At 45.8% G+C, this 16,155-nt stretch carries 22 protein-coding genes; 18 read left to right on the forward strand and 4 right to left on the reverse strand.

What is annotated here, in order from left to right:
• Positions 1–6 precede the first annotated feature (6 nt).
• A complete protein-coding gene (locus LCM29_RS01705; RefSeq protein ID WP_074035057.1) occupies positions 7–195 on the forward strand; it encodes a hypothetical protein in 189 nt (62 codons plus the stop codon).
• Between the two features lie 2 nt (positions 196–197).
• Here LCM29_RS01705 and LCM29_RS01710 read toward each other — a convergent pair whose 3' ends face one another.
• Positions 198–707 (reverse strand): YjcG family protein, encoded by a 510-nt coding sequence (locus LCM29_RS01710; protein ID WP_214695523.1) that lies wholly within the window; start codon positions 705–707, stop codon positions 198–200.
• A 175-nt stretch (positions 708–882) separates the two neighbouring features.
• On the opposite strand from LCM29_RS01710, the gene LCM29_RS01715 reads away from it, so the two are divergent.
• The 7 genes from LCM29_RS01715 to LCM29_RS01745 all read left to right on the forward strand — a co-directional run bounded on the left by LCM29_RS01715 (position 883) and on the right by LCM29_RS01745 (position 6,474).
• Positions 883–1,428, forward strand: a complete 546-nt coding sequence (locus LCM29_RS01715) for a phosphatidylglycerophosphatase A (protein ID WP_015881233.1) — start codon at positions 883–885, stop codon at positions 1,426–1,428.
• On the forward strand, positions 1,428–2,015 hold the full coding sequence (locus tag LCM29_RS01720; RefSeq protein ID WP_224860539.1) for a phosphatase PAP2 family protein: 588 nt from the start codon (positions 1,428–1,430) through the stop codon (positions 2,013–2,015). Before LCM29_RS01715 ends, LCM29_RS01720 begins: the two co-directional genes overlap by 1 nt.
• A complete protein-coding gene (locus LCM29_RS01725; protein WP_224860541.1) occupies positions 2,012–2,548 on the forward strand; it encodes a hypothetical protein in 537 nt (178 codons plus the stop codon). Before LCM29_RS01720 ends, LCM29_RS01725 begins: the two co-directional genes overlap by 4 nt.
• Entirely contained in the window at positions 2,541–2,732 is a 192-nt protein-coding gene (locus tag LCM29_RS01730; protein ID WP_224860543.1) for a hypothetical protein, read from the forward strand. Before LCM29_RS01725 ends, LCM29_RS01730 begins: the two co-directional genes overlap by 8 nt.
• A gap of 160 nt (positions 2,733–2,892) precedes the next feature.
• Positions 2,893–4,917, forward strand: coding sequence for a BglG family transcription antiterminator (locus LCM29_RS01735; RefSeq protein ID WP_224860545.1), 2,025 nt, complete (start codon positions 2,893–2,895; stop codon positions 4,915–4,917).
• The gene (locus tag LCM29_RS01740) at positions 4,914–5,180 is read left to right on the forward strand and encodes a PTS sugar transporter subunit IIB (RefSeq protein WP_214739852.1); all 267 of its coding nucleotides are present in this window, start codon (positions 4,914–4,916) and stop codon (positions 5,178–5,180) included. The genes LCM29_RS01735 and LCM29_RS01740 overlap by 4 nt, the downstream gene beginning before the upstream one ends.
• A 31-nt stretch (positions 5,181–5,211) precedes the next feature.
• Positions 5,212–6,474: a PTS ascorbate transporter subunit IIC gene (locus tag LCM29_RS01745; RefSeq protein WP_214748392.1), complete on the forward strand. Its 1,263-nt coding sequence runs from the start codon at positions 5,212–5,214 to the stop codon at positions 6,472–6,474.
• Between the two features lie 48 nt (positions 6,475–6,522).
• Here LCM29_RS01745 and LCM29_RS01750 read toward each other — a convergent pair whose 3' ends face one another.
• A complete protein-coding gene (locus tag LCM29_RS01750; protein ID WP_015881237.1) occupies positions 6,523–6,810 on the reverse strand; it encodes a hypothetical protein in 288 nt (95 codons plus the stop codon).
• A 273-nt stretch (positions 6,811–7,083) separates the two neighbouring features.
• Positions 7,084–7,815: a hypothetical protein gene (locus LCM29_RS01755; protein WP_214748386.1), complete on the reverse strand. Its 732-nt coding sequence runs from the start codon at positions 7,813–7,815 to the stop codon at positions 7,084–7,086.
• A 149-nt stretch (positions 7,816–7,964) separates the two neighbouring features.
• Between LCM29_RS01755 and LCM29_RS01760 the strand changes: the two genes are divergently transcribed.
• From LCM29_RS01760 to nadE, 8 genes are all read left to right on the forward strand, one after another.
• Entirely contained in the window at positions 7,965–8,540 is a 576-nt protein-coding gene (locus LCM29_RS01760; protein ID WP_214695532.1) for a GNAT family N-acetyltransferase, read from the forward strand.
• A complete protein-coding gene (locus tag LCM29_RS01765) occupies positions 8,537–9,256 on the forward strand; it encodes an alpha/beta fold hydrolase (RefSeq protein WP_224860547.1) in 720 nt (239 codons plus the stop codon). Before LCM29_RS01760 ends, LCM29_RS01765 begins: the two co-directional genes overlap by 4 nt.
• Positions 9,243–9,803 carry an NADPH-dependent FMN reductase gene (locus tag LCM29_RS01770; RefSeq protein WP_224860549.1) on the forward strand — a complete coding sequence of 187 codons (561 nt, stop codon included), beginning with the start codon at positions 9,243–9,245 and terminating at the stop codon, positions 9,801–9,803. Before LCM29_RS01765 ends, LCM29_RS01770 begins: the two co-directional genes overlap by 14 nt.
• Before the next feature lie 68 nt (positions 9,804–9,871).
• Positions 9,872–10,111, forward strand: coding sequence for a hypothetical protein (locus LCM29_RS01775; RefSeq protein ID WP_074035023.1), 240 nt, complete (start codon positions 9,872–9,874; stop codon positions 10,109–10,111).
• Between the two features lie 85 nt (positions 10,112–10,196).
• The gene (locus LCM29_RS01780) at positions 10,197–11,288 is read left to right on the forward strand and encodes a virulence factor (protein WP_224860551.1); all 1,092 of its coding nucleotides are present in this window, start codon (positions 10,197–10,199) and stop codon (positions 11,286–11,288) included.
• 245 nt (positions 11,289–11,533) lie between these two features.
• Positions 11,534–11,728, forward strand: a complete 195-nt coding sequence (locus LCM29_RS01785) for a hypothetical protein (RefSeq protein ID WP_224860553.1) — start codon at positions 11,534–11,536, stop codon at positions 11,726–11,728.
• A gap of 99 nt (positions 11,729–11,827) precedes the next feature.
• Positions 11,828–12,622: a BsuPI-related putative proteinase inhibitor gene (locus LCM29_RS01790; RefSeq protein ID WP_224860555.1), complete on the forward strand. Its 795-nt coding sequence runs from the start codon at positions 11,828–11,830 to the stop codon at positions 12,620–12,622.
• 111 nt (positions 12,623–12,733) lie between these two features.
• Entirely contained in the window at positions 12,734–13,549 is an 816-nt protein-coding gene (nadE, locus tag LCM29_RS01795) for an ammonia-dependent NAD(+) synthetase (RefSeq protein ID WP_224860557.1), read from the forward strand.
• Positions 13,550–13,594: 45 nt separating this feature from the next.
• Here the strand turns inward: nadE and LCM29_RS01800 are convergent, their stop codons facing one another.
• The gene (locus tag LCM29_RS01800) at positions 13,595–13,981 is read right to left on the reverse strand and encodes a disulfide bond formation protein B (RefSeq protein ID WP_214748368.1); all 387 of its coding nucleotides are present in this window, start codon (positions 13,979–13,981) and stop codon (positions 13,595–13,597) included.
• A gap of 108 nt (positions 13,982–14,089) precedes the next feature.
• On the opposite strand from LCM29_RS01800, the gene LCM29_RS01805 reads away from it, so the two are divergent.
• Both LCM29_RS01805 and LCM29_RS01810 read left to right on the forward strand, forming a co-directional pair.
• On the forward strand, positions 14,090–14,968 hold the full coding sequence (locus LCM29_RS01805) for a LysR family transcriptional regulator (protein WP_214785219.1): 879 nt from the start codon (positions 14,090–14,092) through the stop codon (positions 14,966–14,968).
• Positions 14,965–16,086, forward strand: a complete 1,122-nt coding sequence (locus tag LCM29_RS01810; protein WP_074035009.1) for an N-acetyldiaminopimelate deacetylase — start codon at positions 14,965–14,967, stop codon at positions 16,084–16,086. Before LCM29_RS01805 ends, LCM29_RS01810 begins: the two co-directional genes overlap by 4 nt.
• The last annotated feature ends 69 nt before the right edge of the window (positions 16,087–16,155 follow it).

Consider the following 16,155-nt stretch of genomic DNA (forward strand, 5'->3'; position numbering starts at 1 on the left):
CAGATCATGGGTCCTTATCAGATTGATTTTACTGTCGTTCAGTACGTCAACCGCCAAGTCCAGCCTTCAGGTCGAGCCAGCATCGAACCAGTGACGCGCATCAAACGCGTTCAACGTATCCGACCTCGGCGGGAAGAATGGTTAGAAGAAGAGCAAGAAAAAAACCCCGGTCGTTTTGTCGACCGGAGCATATAAGATTAGCCTCGGAAACGGAACGTCTCATAGACGTTCCATGTTTCATTTTCGAGTTCGTACATGACAGCCATCCGAGTGATCGTTTCTTCGAAATGGACTTGCTCCATCCGCATCCGTTCAAGAACATCGAACAGTTCGGCATCGGTCAAATCTTGACCGATTGTGATATGTGGCAAGAATTCATATTTTGGTGCCTGACCGAGCACGTCTTCGTGAAGTCGCTGCTGCAGAGCAGAAAGTTCACGTGTCGGCAACACTTTCAAATACAGCACGTTGTTCGTCGGCGCAAAAGAGCGGACACCATCAACTTTTAACTGAATCGGTTTAGTCGAATCCGCGACTTGTTGCAAGTACTCCAGTACTTTTGGCAAGTCCTCTTCTGACACCTCCGTCCGTTCCTTGATGGTCACGTGAGGTGAAATCAACGCATATTTTGTGTCATAACGTTTTCGATAAGAGTTCGCAAAATCTTGCACTTGTTTAGACGGAAATAAGACTACCCCAATCTTCATTCCTCTTCCCCCTTTAATCGTTTAACCTACATGTTTATGATGACCGATTTAATGAGGGAAGTCAAAGCAGGGTTCGTCTTTTTTCGATTTTTCAGTATAATGGTTATATTAACTAGAGAGATGATGACTCTCTGAACGAAGGGATGTGAAGCGGGATTTTAATCCTGCGCCTATTATGAAACACGTACCACACTCACGAGACGTCCGAGAAGCAGCTCGTGCTCGTTTGCTCGAGCGCGGCGTCACGATTGAATCGATTGCCGAAATCGTCTATCAGATGCAGGCGCCTTACTCGCCGCATCTTTCGTTAAAAGATTGTATGGATTCCGTCGAGGCGGTTCTCGACAAACGCGAATTGCAACACGCCATTCTCGTCGGATCGGAGCTCGATATGTTGGCGGAGAAGGGTCAACTATCTGAACCGCTCTTATCCATCATCGCATCTGACGAAGGCTTATTTGGAGTGGATGAAACGATTGCGATCGGTGCCGTGAACACATATGGTTCGATTGCCGTAACGACGTTCGGGTACTTAGACAAGGCCAAGATCGGCATCATCAAACAGCTTGATACGAAAATGGATGACGGGCAAGTGCATACGTTCATGGACGACCTCGTCGGCGCGATTGCGGCAAACGCGTCTGGACGATTGGCACACCGTCTTCGTGATATGGTCGACTTCGGAGAAGAAGAGATGCGTGAACGAAAAGGGTTATATTGATGAAATTGACACCGATGCAGGTGGTCATCACCGGGACGATTGCATATGTGATCGTGTCGGTGTTTGTCGTTTTGGGAGCAGTCGGCCCTATGAATACGTTCGTGTATGAATTGTTACAGCCGTTACCCGATCGTGTATTTGCATACGTCACAGAATTAGGGAGCGCTCAAGTCATAGTCGGGCTCTCGATTTTAGGTTTATTGTTTTGGTTGTGGCGCGGTAACCGCGTCGAGGCATGGCGACTCGCGCTCGTTGGGATTGGGACACTTCTTTTCACACAAGTGCTAAAGCTCGTTTACGGAATCGATCGCCCGCTTATTGATGCGTCCCTCGATGCGACGACATATAGCTTTCCGAGTGGACATGCATCAGGATCGCTGGCGTTATACGGATTGATGGCTTATGTCTTATATCGCAAGAGACAGTCAACATTCGCCGTCATCGTACTTGTGTGCCTCGTCCTTGCGGTATCACTCAGTCGAGTCATCTTGAACGTTCATTACTTTAGTGACGTGATTGGGGGATGGCTCGTCGCGCTGACTATGATTGCCTTATCTGAATGGGTTATAAGGAGGAAATCGGTTTGATCGTCGTGGTAGATGTAGAGAAGTGGTTATTTGTTCAAAAGAAAGAAGCGGATGAATCATCAGTCCCTACAATTTTAGTAGAGAAGAAAATTGTAGGGGCCACGTGGTTCACTTCCATGAAGATTTTATTCCAATTAAAAAAATGGACGGGTCAACGTCAGTTCATCCCTTTGTTAGCTTATGATGAGGAGACTTATCGCTCGTATGAGGTTTTCCACGTTGATGCCGTCCCACCGATGGCGCTACTTGATGGGGGACGGACGTTACTCGTAAATAATCAACGAGACGAGTCGTACGTTTCCGCCTTACAAGAAAGTGGGCACGTCTCGGAGACGTCAATCTTATCGTTTGCGCTCGACTATGTCGAAAAGATAACGAATGAGCGTGTCGTCTTTGCGGGAGATGAGACCATCGATGCTGCTCACATCGTTCCGAATGAGTTATGGGATGCGACAGATCGATTGAATTCTGGATATCGCTTGTTCGAATGGATTCGAGAAGAAGACTCACGTAAGGAGAATGGACATGACTGATTGGGAAATGACGTTTCAGCAATTACTCGATAAAGAAGTGGATGAAGTTCAAGTGCCCCGAGAAGATTTTTTGAACGTTCGAACAATCTTGATTGAGAAAGGTTGGCTCTTGCAAGTTGTAGGAGAAGCCAAGCACGGCGGGATCACGATTTATCGTCGCCATCCGGTTGCACCGACTTCTTAACCGAAAAGAGATGAACGAATGGGAAACGATTCGTTCATCTCTTTTTCTTTTGTTCATGTACAGACAGAAGTTTGTGGAGGTGTCTCCGAAAAGTCTGTCGTAACCGCTTACATTTTTTAAGCAGATTCGTTTTATACTACAGGTGTAGGAGGCCTCTACCATGCAATTGAATGAAAAAAGTAAACGAATATTAAATGTCATCCTGCATGAAAAGCAGATGACCATCGAAACGTTAACGATGATGCTCCCATATTCTCGTCGAACAATCGAATATGAACTGGAGCGTATTCAGGAATGGCTTAATGATTCTTGTCTATCCAATATGAAGGTGGATGGGGCAAAAATTGAATTGACAGTGACAGAAGCATTGATTGAGCAAGTGGAACGTGCGGAATTAGTTTGGTCAGAAGAAGAACGTGAGCTTGTCATCACGCTCTATGCCATGACACAAGAAGAGTTTCTCTCAAGTTTTCACTTTCAACATTTGTTAGATGTGTCCAAATATACCGTTCAAGAAAGTTTAAATACGATCAAGAAAAAGGCTGCACAATTCGGTCTCGATTTCTCTTATACGAGAAAAGAAGGCTATCGGTTTAACGGTCATTTCCAAACGATCACGTTGTATGTGTATCGGACGATTGAACAATTACTCGATAAATCGACGTTCTCACAATTACTCGACCTATGCTTTGACGATTGGCAAGAGGAGTTCAAAGAGCGAGTCCGTCAGATTGAGCAGTTTGAAACCCTCAAACAGTTTCAATTTGTGGAAAGTCATCGCGAAAAAATGGCCTATTTCCTTCTGATTGGTTCGAGATTATCGCCGGATACATTCGTTCGTGATGAGGACTCTTGGTTGCCGGAAAAAGTTGAACAGTCTGTAAGGACGCACTTTCAAGATGTGCCACAACTGTGGGATATGTTGATGATGCTCATCCAAAGTGGTCCGAAAGTGTCGGAAGAGATGGATGAAACGGTTCAACAAAATCTTGCTGCTACGATGATTCAGGTGATTGAGCGATTCGAGGGATTGAGTTGTACACGTGTCATTGAACGGGAGGCATTATGTGAGAAATTAGTGCTTCACGCCAAAGCGACACTTAAACGTGTTCATACGGAAGTCATGCCGCCAGAAGAGTTAGAAAGATATGTATTGAAAGAGCACCGGGTATTGAATGTGATTGTCGATCGTTCACTCGACCCAATCCGAAAACAAATTCAGGCAGAACTTCCGAAAACGGAAGTCATGTATTTCACGTTGCATTTTGCAGCGCATCTTCATCAACAAGGGCAACATCTTGATGAGAAAATGAAAGCGATTGTCGTATGCCCGAGCGGGATTAGCGTGTCGCATATGCTCGACCATATTCTGAAGAATCAATTTCCGGACTTTGTATTTTTACCACCAATCTCGCAACGTGACGTGTCAGAATTTGCTCCACTTGTCGATTTGATTTTCACAACGGTCCCCTTGCCGTTGTCCGTTCAACAACAGGCACATGTGACACTCGTTCCGACACTTCCAACAAGGCTCGAACAACTTGCTTTGAAGCGACAAATTCATCAGCGCTTTCTTTCGAATGGGGGACTCGCTCGATTAGATGTGTCTGACATTCTCGAAGTGGTGAAAAAATATGCGACGGTCCATCAAGAATCGCAATTGAGAAAAGAATTAAATCATCTCATCCAAGATGAAACGACGACAGATGAATGGAAAGGGGGACAACCCGTGCTAAATCAACTCGTAACAAAAGATGAAATTCAAATTCGCGATCATGTATCGAATTGGCAGGAGTCCATTCGTCTCGCGGCCGAACCACTTGTCCAAAACGGATCGATCGACACACGTTACGTTGAAACGATGATTGAGAACGTAGTAGAACATGGTCCATACATCGTTCTCATGCCTCAGATTGCCATCCCGCATGCGCGACCAGAAGATGGTGTGAATCAACTGGGGATGAGTGTCCTAAAACTAACAGAACCGGTCTTCTTCCCAGGGGATAAACCAGTCCGTGCATTCTTTGTGCTCGCGGCCATTGATCAAACTACTCATTTAAAAGCACTTGCACAGTTGACAGAGTTATTAGGAAACGAACAAGACGTGTCCCTCGTATTAGAAGCAGACACGGTAGAGAAAATTGTTGAGATACTCGATCGATATTCAGAGGAGGAAGAAAAATGAAAAAGATTTTAGTAGTATGTGGGAACGGATTAGGGTCAAGCTTCATTATGGAGTTGAACGTGAAAAAAGCGCTTGAACAAATGGGGAAAGAGGCGGATGTTTCACATACAGACATTGCGACAGCGCGAACTGAACCTGCTGACATTTACCTTGGGGCACAAGATATCATTGGCACACTCGATGATGGGGCGAAAGAAATCGTTGCACTTGAGAATGTCATGAACATTGAGGAAATTAAATCAAAACTTGAAGGAAAAGTATAACTAAAGAATTCATCGTAAAGGGGGAGCGCTTATGCTTGATTTGATTATGCGAGATATATTGGGGACACCAGCCATACTGGTCGGTTTGTTCGCACTCATCGGGCTCGTTTTACAGAAGAAAGACATTGCTTCCATCGTCTCTGGTACGCTGAAGACAATTATGGGGTTCGTGATTATCGGAGCGGGGGCCGGCGTCATCATTGCGGCTCTCGATATTTTCGGACAGATGTTCGACGAGGCGTTCAGTATTCGGGGAGTCATCCCGAACAACGAAGCGATTGTCGCAGTTGCACAAGACGCATTTGGCGTTGAAACAGCTATGATCATGGTCTTCGGGATGGTCATGAATATCGTGCTGGCTCGCATCACGCCATTTAAATACATTTTCTTGACGGGTCATCATACGTTATTCATGGCGAGCTTACTTGCAGCCATTCTTTCCGTATCTGGTCTTGATGGTACACTCTTGATCATCATTGGATCGGTATTGCTTGGACTTTGTATGGTCTTATTCCCAGCCCTACTTCAACCGTTCGTTCGACAGATTACGGGATCGGATGATTTTGCGGTCGGGCACTTTGGCTCACTTGGTTACTTTATCTCTGGAACGATCGGAAAATATGCCGGGAACAAAGAGCACTCGACGGAACAAATTCAAGTACCAAAGCAACTTGGCTTTCTACGAGACACATCCGTCGCCGTCTCGTTGACGATGACTTTATTATTTGTGGTCGTCGCCATCTTTGCGGGACCAGCATTTGTGGAAACGGAATTATCAGGTGGGTCGAACTATATCGTCTTCTCCATCATCCAAGCGATTACATTCGCTGCAGGGGTATATATCGTTCTTGCCGGTGTACGGATGTTGATTGCAGAAATCGTTCCGGCCTTCAAAGGGATTGCCGATAAAATGGTACCGAACGCAAAACCTGCGCTAGATTGCCCGACCGTCTTCCCATTTGCACCGAACGCGGTCATCATCGGATTTTTAGCGAGCTTTGCAGCTGGACTGTTCTCGATGTTCCTTTTACCTTTATTCGGTTTGGCTGTCATTGTACCGGGACTGGTTCCACACTTCTTCACAGGAGCGACAGCAGGAGTATTCGGGAACGCTACCGGTGGACGTCGCGGAGCGATTCTTGGATCGATCGCCAACGGGGTATTAATCAGTTTCTTACCGGCTCTCCTCTTACCGCTTTTGGGGAATCTCGGGTTTGAAAGTACGACATTTGGAGATTCAGACTTTGCCCTCGTCGGTATTTTGGTTAGTTGGCTCGTTTCATTGTTCTCATAATATGAAAAATGAGGTCTTTCTCCCATCTGGAGACAAGACCTCATTTTTTTACGCGTTCGAAGCGAGTTTAATTTTTTGTCGTTTCATCTTGTGGAGTAACCATGCATAGAGGACTTCACAAGAGTTGTGAGGAAGGGTCAGTTCCACGAGTGGGTGGGCATGACCAAATATAGTGAAGCGCGAATGGTCCTCGTCGAGCAGAGAGACTTGAATGTCAGTCGCATCCTGAAGTGAAATGCGTTGTTCCCCTGCGTGAGCATCTTTAAGTTTCAGCATTTTTCCATTCGTCGCAAACTTGGTGAACGAAGAGACTCCTTGTACTTTCAGTTGTTCCATTTCGTGTATCTATCCATCCGCGTGATGAATAGATTTTCACCTCGCTTTCTCTATATTGCCTTCCATTCCTCCAGAAGGTTATTCCTAGTATAACGCCTCGTCCGAAAAAGAAAAGTGTTAATTTAACAAAAAATTAAGACAATTTGTTATCAATTTTTAAGAATAGCGTTCATACCCGTTCATGAAGGGAATTGACTTGAAACAATCGGTCTGAAAATAACAAAAAAGAACCTCGTTTTCAGAGGTTCAATTCCATTTCTTACATCCATGACCTTATAACCGTTCAATGTGCCACGTGCGACGACGATACAATAGCTGACCTTTCAGCGCGATTGATTCTTTTTTGGCGTCAAAGTCTTCTTCGAGGACGGACATGTCTTCGTAGCGACCGGCCACATAGAAGGAAATCACGATTTGACGATTGAACAGGCTTCGTTTCGTGTGATCAAAATCGATGATGAGCCCTTGAGGTGCCAAGTCGAGCAACTCATCGATGACAGGGAGCGGTATCGGGACGAAGCTAATGTTACGGATGTCTCGGTCCAATTTGCTTTGCAACATGTTTTGAACGAAACGATTGATCGTCGACCAATCACGGATGTAGAGACTGCTGTGACGGTCGTTCGCTTCATTGAAGAACGCAATCTCATTATCAAGTGAATCTAGAAACGGCTTCTTAATCCCGCGCTCCATATGACTTAAAAATAGGATCTCTGCGATTTCGTGATCCGACAGCGTCTCAAGCGTATTGTAGTCTGGGAAATCAATTGCAGTGAATGTCGTTTGGTTATTTAAATACTTAGACGAGAATGAAGAGAGCTCATGCGCTTCGATATATCGGAAACGCGACCTAGAAGATTGCCTCATTCCTTTAATATCGGTTCGACAAATGATCATTGGTCTCGTGACGGAAAGGGCCTCTGTAATGTCGGCCAATGTCACGCCATGTAGCGTAAAGCGCTGGACATCTCGGTCTTGTTTTAAATAAAAGAGTTGTTTTGACATATGGTATCCCCTCGGTTTGACATTCTACATTCATAGTAGCAAAAACACATGATTTCCGCTATCTTGAGACGGTTCAAGAGGGTTGAGTTCGATACATTTGGGAAAATAGAAGTATACTTGAGGAAACGAAAAGGAAAGGCGGGTTCCACATGTGGGGATTGAAACGTAGTTTTCCTGAGCTCGCTACGCCCCGGTTTATCCTGCGAGAGCTAGAACCGCGTGATGCTAGAGCACTTTATACCATCTTATCCACTGAAGAAGTGATGCGTTATTATGGGTCGGACCCGTTGCTTGCTGTTTATGAGGCGAAAAATGTCATCGCCTATTTTAAAGACCAGTTTCAACAAGGCAAAGCGATTCGCTGGGCCATCTGTGATCGATTGACAAACGAGTTGATCGGCACAATCGGGTTTCATAATTGGACACCCCAGTATTACCGGGCTGAAATCGGATTTGAAGTCTCGCCCCATTATTGGAGACAAGGGGTGGCATTTGAAGCGGCGACTGCCGTCATCCAACATGGATTCGAAGAGTTCAAGTTTCACCGAATCTCCGCCTTGGTGGCACCAGGAAATGAAGGGTCGAATCGCCTCGTTCAAAAACTCGGATTTATAGAAGAAGGCCTCTTACATGATTATGCATACAGCCATGGTCGGTTCATGGATTTGACAATGTATCGGCTACTCAAAACAGAATGGGAAGAAAAGGAGCACTCAATGATATGAAAGCACTCGTATTGTTACATGGATTGTGCGGTTCGCCAACATATTTTGAACAGCTAGAACCGTTATTGAATGCCGAAGTTCATGTATTCACACTTCCGGGTCATGCAGGAACGGAAGTCGGACCAGAAACGATGGACCAGTTCGCAGATTGGGTCATGGAAGAGATTCGACTCCGAAACCTTGAACAACCACTCGTTATCGGACATTCGTTTGGAGGATATGTGACGACCAACCTCGTTCGTCGATATCCTGAAGAACTATCCGGCTTTGGGTTGATGCATTCGACCGCTGCCTCTGATTCAGAAGAAGCAAAAGAAAAACGGAACGGGGCAATCAATAAAGTCATTGAAGAAGGGGTGAAGCCGTTTATCGACGGGATGATCCCGAATGTCTTTTCGAAGGAGTCAAATCCTGCACTCATCGAACAAGCAATCGAGATTGGATACGAGATGTCAGTTGAAGGGGTTGTAAACGCACAACGAGCAATTCGTGACCGTGAAGACGAAGTCGATACTGTTCAGGCGACTAAACTCCCTGGTTTATTCATTTATGGGGAGAAAGATCCGAATATGGACGAGACACGAGCATTTTTAGGTGCTGATAGTCATACGAAAGTGATTTTCCCATACAGTCACATGGGGATGATGGAAGGTCCTGAAGAGGAAGCGGAAATCGTGAATCAGTGGATTCAGGAGGTAGAGAATGGGAAAATATAAATTAGTCGCCATGTCAGGGAGTCTTCGAAAGAAATCATTTAATACCGCTCTTTTGCATTCGATTATTGAACTGGCTAAAGATGATTTTGATATTGAAGTCGTCTCCATCGAGCTCCCGCTGTTCAACGACGATTTGATTGATCCGGATGAACCGGAAGTTGTGGCCGCTTTGAAGCAAGCCGTTCGAGAAGCCGATGGATTATTGATTGTTACACCTGAATATAACCATAGCATCCCTGGTGTCTTAAAGAATGCAATCGACTGGTTATCGCTCGAGCCGGGGACGCCACTTCGAGATAAACCGGTCATGATTGCTGGTGCCTCACCAGGCATCCTCGGAACGGCCAGATGTCAAATTCATCTCCGACAAGTATTTGCCACAAATCGTGCAAATGTTTTACCAGGAAATGAAATTTTCATTACACATTGTAAGGAGAAGATTGACGATACGGGATTACACGATAAGAAATCGATTCATCAAATCAATAAAACATTATCCGAGTATCGTAAATGGATTGAATTTTGGAAGCGTAACGCAAAAAATTAACTTGAAGTCGCTCTTTTTGTTTGATAGAAAGGAATTGTGAAAACAAACACAAGAGGAGCGACACCAAAATGGAAACTTACATCGAACTGTACAATGGCGGCGAATTAGGTGATCGGGCGGTAATGAACGATGGAATGACGTTTGGACGGATGACGATTGTTGAATTGTTTTATCAATCCAATCATATTTTTGGTTACGTAAAAGAGAATGGTGAAAAACGTTTCTTCCTTGAACCGATTTCAGAGGACGACACGTTTACTGTGGATGGTACGACGTATTCACTCCAACAGTTTATCGCGTTGTTCTAAATAGAATAGATGGGTGACTCGAACGCAAGCGACTCGCTTGCGTTTTTTTGTCATTTTCGTCACGATTGAGAGTGAGGTGATGAGGATGAAACTAGTAGCAATTGAACCGACACCAAGTCCGAATAACTTGAAGATCATTGTGGATCCTCCGTTTGAAGGGAGAGGCACCACATATGACAAAGCGAGTACGGATGCCCCAGCCATTATTCAAGAAATCGTTGGGCTTCGAGGCGTCAAATCCGTATATGCGGTATCTGATTTTCTCGCTGTCGAGCGTCATCCAAAACATGACTGGCATGACGTGATGAATGAAATCCGACGGGCGTTCGGGGAACAAGTCGAGGAAGTCGAATCTGCACAGATGGATACAGACTATGAACCGGTCCATGTATCCGTTCAGTTCGTGCTCGATGTCCCGATGCAGTTGAAACTCGTCAAAGGGGACGAGGAAAAACGGATCGGGCTGTCGAAACGATTCGTCGACGCTGCCATGGAAGTTCAAGCACAAGTGAAGAATGTCATTCAAGACCGCCGTTGGGTGGAGCAAGCCCCGCGCTATGGTGAGCTGGATGAGGTCAGTGTCGTCGCTCAAGAAGAATTAGAAGCTGCGTATCCAAAAGAACGTGTGGAACGCATCGTGGCTCGAGCGTTTGGGCGCGAAGCTGACTTTGAAGCAAATGCGAACCACTTGCAATCTGACAATTGGAAAGACCGGATGGCTTTCTTAGACGAATTAGACATTCAAGACGAGAATATGGTGTATTTCCGCCGTGCACTCGAAGATTCCGTGATGGCGATTCGCCGACAAGCTGTCGTCATGATCGGGATGTTTGAAGAACGTCGTGAGGAATATGTCACATATATTGAACAAGCACTCGTAGATGCATCTCCGATCGTGCGACGTACGGCCGGGGATACGGTCTCAGATTGGGCGTTACCTCAATCTCAACCTTCGATGATTGAAGCGCTGAAAGACAAGAATAAACTCGTTCGTTGGCGTGCGGCTCGTTTCTTATTCGATTGTGGAGACGAACGCGCTGTTCCGGCTTTGACAGTTGCCGAACAAGACCGCGAATTTGAAGTTTCGTTGCAGGCACGACTCGCGAAAGAACGCATTACAAGCGGAGAAACGGCTCTCGGAACAGTATGGCAACAAATTTCAAACCGTACGAAGTGATGTTTCGTTCGACATGTTATGAATCAATTTCATTTACATTTTCAGGAAAGGAGAGGGGTCCGCAAGGCGGATTCCCTCTCTTTTTCGATCTCTTATATGCACATTTCACCATTTGACTAACATTTGATGTAAGCGTTTCGACAATAGGTAAAATGTCACTGTTCCCCTGTCGAACGATAGGACCTACATCTTGGTTTCATATTGGTACACTAGGTTTATCACAGATGAACAAAGGAGCCATACTTATGATGTTGTTTGCAGAAACGCCTGAACTTGTAGCTTATAAAGAAGTGGTAGGAGAGACGATGGTCGTCACGTTTGAATCGAAGCATAGTGAGACGTTCTCCATTTCGGCTCAAGTCCGGTCTGATCTCGATATCGCTGATTCGTTGTTCATGACCGGTTGGCAACAGTACATGGAACAAGCTAAAGTTTCGTAAAAAAGGTAAATAATATAAGGGAAATCATTACAAACGTCTGCACATTGTATACACTAGTGCTATAGACGTTTTTTTATTTTGTTGAGGAGAGTGGGATCCATGAAAAAAACTTGGTTACTCGCCGTCGTGACGGCAATCATACTAGTCGTAGCAGGATGTGGAAAAGAAGAGGCGAAACCGAGTCAAGTGAATAGCGATTCGTCTGAACCACCAGCTCCATTAACACTTGATACGGAAATGGCATATGATGCTTCAGCCAATACATTATCGGCAACTGTCAAGATGACAAACCCGAATGAAGAGGCGGCGAAGGTGACGTTCAATTCATCACAACGCTTCCAATTGATTATCAAACAAGGGGACGAAACCGTGTTTGACTATGGTAGTGAATATATGTTCACGGAATCGATTATCGAAGAGACGTGGGAAGCGGATGAACAAAAGATCTTTGATGAGGTATTCCCATTAGAATTGGCAGCCGGTGAATACTCGGTCGAAGTGATCGGACTCGGTCAAGTCGATGGGGCACCAGAAATCGCTGTGACGGATGAGACGTCCTTCACAGTTGAACGGGCTGTAGAAGAGCCAGAAGAGGACACTACAGAAACTCCAGAAGAAACACCTGCATCTGAACCGCAAACAGACGGTGCGTTCCGCGATGTGACAATCGATGTGAATGATACGATGATTCAAGTCAGTGGCTTCACGGAAGAAGTAGAGTTTGAATGGTCTGTGTCAGACGGGCATAACTTATTTGCACAAGGTGCGGCAGAAGTAACAGGCGGAAGCTTCACATTTGGTGTATTGCTCGATGAAGCACCAGCAGAAGGTCAAAAATTATTCCTCGAATTGACACCGATTGGTGGAGAAGTTACGTCATTCCAAATTCAATAATCATGAGACGGAAACGATTGTTTCCGTCTTTCTTTTGTATATCGCTAGTTGACGGGGTTTGTGAATTATCAGACAATAAAACGAAATGAGAGAATTATGGGAGGGTCATTCATGCAACAACATATTATCGAATCAACACATGTCAAACCGACCATCGATCCGCAGGCGGAGATTCGTCAACGAATCGATTTCTTAAAAGCGTATGTGAAACGTGCCGGTGCAAAAGGACTTGTCCTTGGGATTTCAGGTGGACAAGACTCGAGTTTGGCAGGGAAACTGTGTCAGCTCGCCATGGAAGAACTACGAGCAGAAGATGCGGGGGACTACACGTTTTATGCGGTAAGGTTACCGTATGGCGAACAACATGATGAAGATGATGCCCAACTCGCCCTCGAGTTCATCCGTCCGGACAAGTCCCTCACTGTCAATATCAAGCATGCCGTCGACGCATCGGTAGAAGCGTTCCGACAAGCGACGGGTCTTGAGTTGAGTGACTTCCATAAAGGGAACACGAAAGCGCGTGAACGGATGAAGGCGCAATATGACATCGCGGCAACGTTTGGTGCCCTTGTCGTCGGTACGGACCATGCAGCGGAATATGTGACGGGATTCTATACGAAACACGGAGACGGGGCGTGTGACCTCACACCGTTGACTGGTTTGAACAAACGTCAAGGGAAAGCGTTGCTTCACGAACTAGAGGCGCATGAACGAGTCATTTATAAAGTGCCGACAGCAGATCTTGAAGACGGTCGTCCTGGACTTCCTGACGAAGTGGCGCTTGGCATGACATATGACCAATTAGATGATTATTTAGAAGGTAAATCCATCGATCCGGTGATTGCAGAGCGGATTGAGACGATTTTCAAACGTTCACGTCATAAGCATCATATGCCTGCTTCACTGTACGACGAGTGGTGGCAATAAGAGAAAGGAGAAGCTATCTTGATGACGGCTTCTCCTTTGTATGTCTTACGCTTTTTTGAACGGAACGAATTGAATGATAAGAATACATGTAAAGGCGATAAAACTGAGAAGTGGGATGGTAACAAAACCAAAGTAATTCACCCAGCGAATGAGACAGTCGTTCGTGCAGAAGGCTTCTCCGTTCGGAATACGTTCTAGGATGACGTGATAAAGACTGATACACCAGCCGGCGCCGGCCATGATTCCAACGAACAATCGATTCACGTCGCGAGCAGTCAACATGATTGTCAAGTAGTAGATGGCGAGTGGATACATAAAAATGCGTTGGAACCAACACAGTTTACATGGTAAAAAGAGCATGACTTCAGAGAAGTAAAGGCTGCCAAGCGTCGCGACGGTCGCAACGATAAAGGCGAAATGATGACGTTGCATCAGATTTCCTCCTAACAATCAAATTGATGAATAAACATGATATGATACATTGAAACAAATACTTATTCAGTATACAATCTTTCAAACGATAGAGAAACAGGTGACGTCATGCAAGTATCGGAAGTAGAAGTGTTGATTATCCTTGCAGAAGAATTGAATATGCGCAAAGCGGCGGAGCGGTTATTCGTCTCCCAACCGGCGCTCAGTCAACGGCTCGTGACGATTGAACATCAATGGGGAAAAAAAATCTTTGTCCGTTCGACACGTGGTCTTGCCTTGACGCCAGACGGGGAGAAGATCATCGAGTTCGCCAAGAAAATGTACAGTGAAGAACAAGAGTTACGAAGCGAGCTGACGGCAAATCCAGGAGAAGTATATGGAACGTTAAAGATTGCTGTCGCTTCCATCATGGGTCAGTATTGGCTCCCGAAAGTGTTAAAGACGTTCGTGGAGCGATATCCGTCTGTCCGTGTCAAGTTAGTCACCGGATGGTCGAGTGAAATGATGCGTTACATGCTTGAGGAGAATTTTCATATCGGCATCATTCGAGGGAATCCGGATTGGCGCGGTGAGCGCATGAAGCTGTTCTCTGACTCCTTACACTTGGTCGATTTAAAAATGACAGACCTGTCCCAACTAAAAAATAACGAACGCTCATTTATTCAGTTTAAGAGCGACTCGACATATTACCAGGAAATATTAGAATGGTGGCAGGAACGATTTTCGAGCCCGCCGCTCACCACACTCGTCGTCGACCAGATTGAAACGTGTAAACAGATGGCGTTACATGGAATCGGATTCGCCATCTTACCGGAGTCGACCATTAAAGATGTCAATGAAATGAACAAGATTCCGTTGACGTCCTCGAGTGGTGTCCCGCTCGTTCGGGACACATGGATGCTGTCGACAGAATCGATGTTGGAATTGGCACAAGTACAAGCATTTTGGAACATTGTTGAAGAAGTTACGAAGGAGACTGAATCATGAATTGGGCAATCGAAGCAAGAAGACAACTGCATTTAATCCCGGAAGCCGGATATGAAGAATTCAAAACGCAAGCGACTCTCGAACAACTGATTCGTTCGCTCGATTCGCCGCGTGTTCATATCACGCACTGGCGGACGGGCCTTTTCGTTCGCGTGGATGGTCTCGTCGGGGAGAAGACGATTGGGTATCGAGCCGACATGGATGGGCTACCGATTACCGAGGAGACCGGATTGGAGTTTGCATCGATTCATGAAGGTATGATGCATGCGTGCGGCCATGATGTCCATATGTCTATCGCGCTCGGATTGATCAAACGAGCGGTCGAAGTCCCGTTCAACCACCATCTTGTCGTCTTCTTCCAACCGGCTGAAGAAGGGCCGGGCGGGGCCGAACCGATGGCGAAATCCGAATTGTTCTATCACTTCCGTCCGGACGCGCTATTCGGATTACATGTCGCTCCGGAATATCCGGTCGGGATGGTAGCCTCTAGACCGGGTGTATTATTCGCAAGTGCACGTGAACTCCATATTACGATTCATGGGAAGGGAGGGCACGGCGCATTCCCTCACGCAGGAATTGATGCCGTTATCGTCCAAGCCGCCCTCATCATGCAACTGCAAACCATCGTGTCACGAAACATTGATCCGATGGGAAGTGCGGTCGTCAGCATCGGGAAAGTCGCAGCGGGAACAAAAGAGAACATCATCGCCGATACAGCCAAGTTAGATGGAACGGTCCGCGCGTTATCTGACAAGGAGATGGTTGTACTTGAAAGCCGGATTCGTCAAATCATCGCCGGTGTCGAAATGACGTACAACGTTCAAATCGACCTTGAATTCGGAAATCGCTATCATGAGGTCGTCAACGATGAGCGCTATCTTTATCAGTTCGAAGAAGCGGTCGAAGAGGTAGGATATTCGTATAAGACATGTGTTCCCGCCATGACAGGGGAAGACTTCGGATATATGCTGAAACAAGTTCCTGGATTTATGGTTTGGTTAGGTGTGAACGATATGGGGTCGGGTCTTCATCAATCGACACTCAATCCAGACGAACGAGCGATTGAAGTAGCCATCGAATTGTTTGATCACTATTTCCGTACGGTCATGATTCAATAACACGAAGCGGTCTCTGTTGAGACCGCTTTTAGTGTGCCCAAAAAAGAGTGAAGTGTGAGCAAAGAGGGA

It is taken from the genome of Exiguobacterium aestuarii (assembly GCF_020171655.1).
In the GTDB taxonomy this organism is placed as follows: domain Bacteria; phylum Bacillota; class Bacilli; order Exiguobacteriales; family Exiguobacteriaceae; genus Exiguobacterium; species Exiguobacterium aestuarii_A.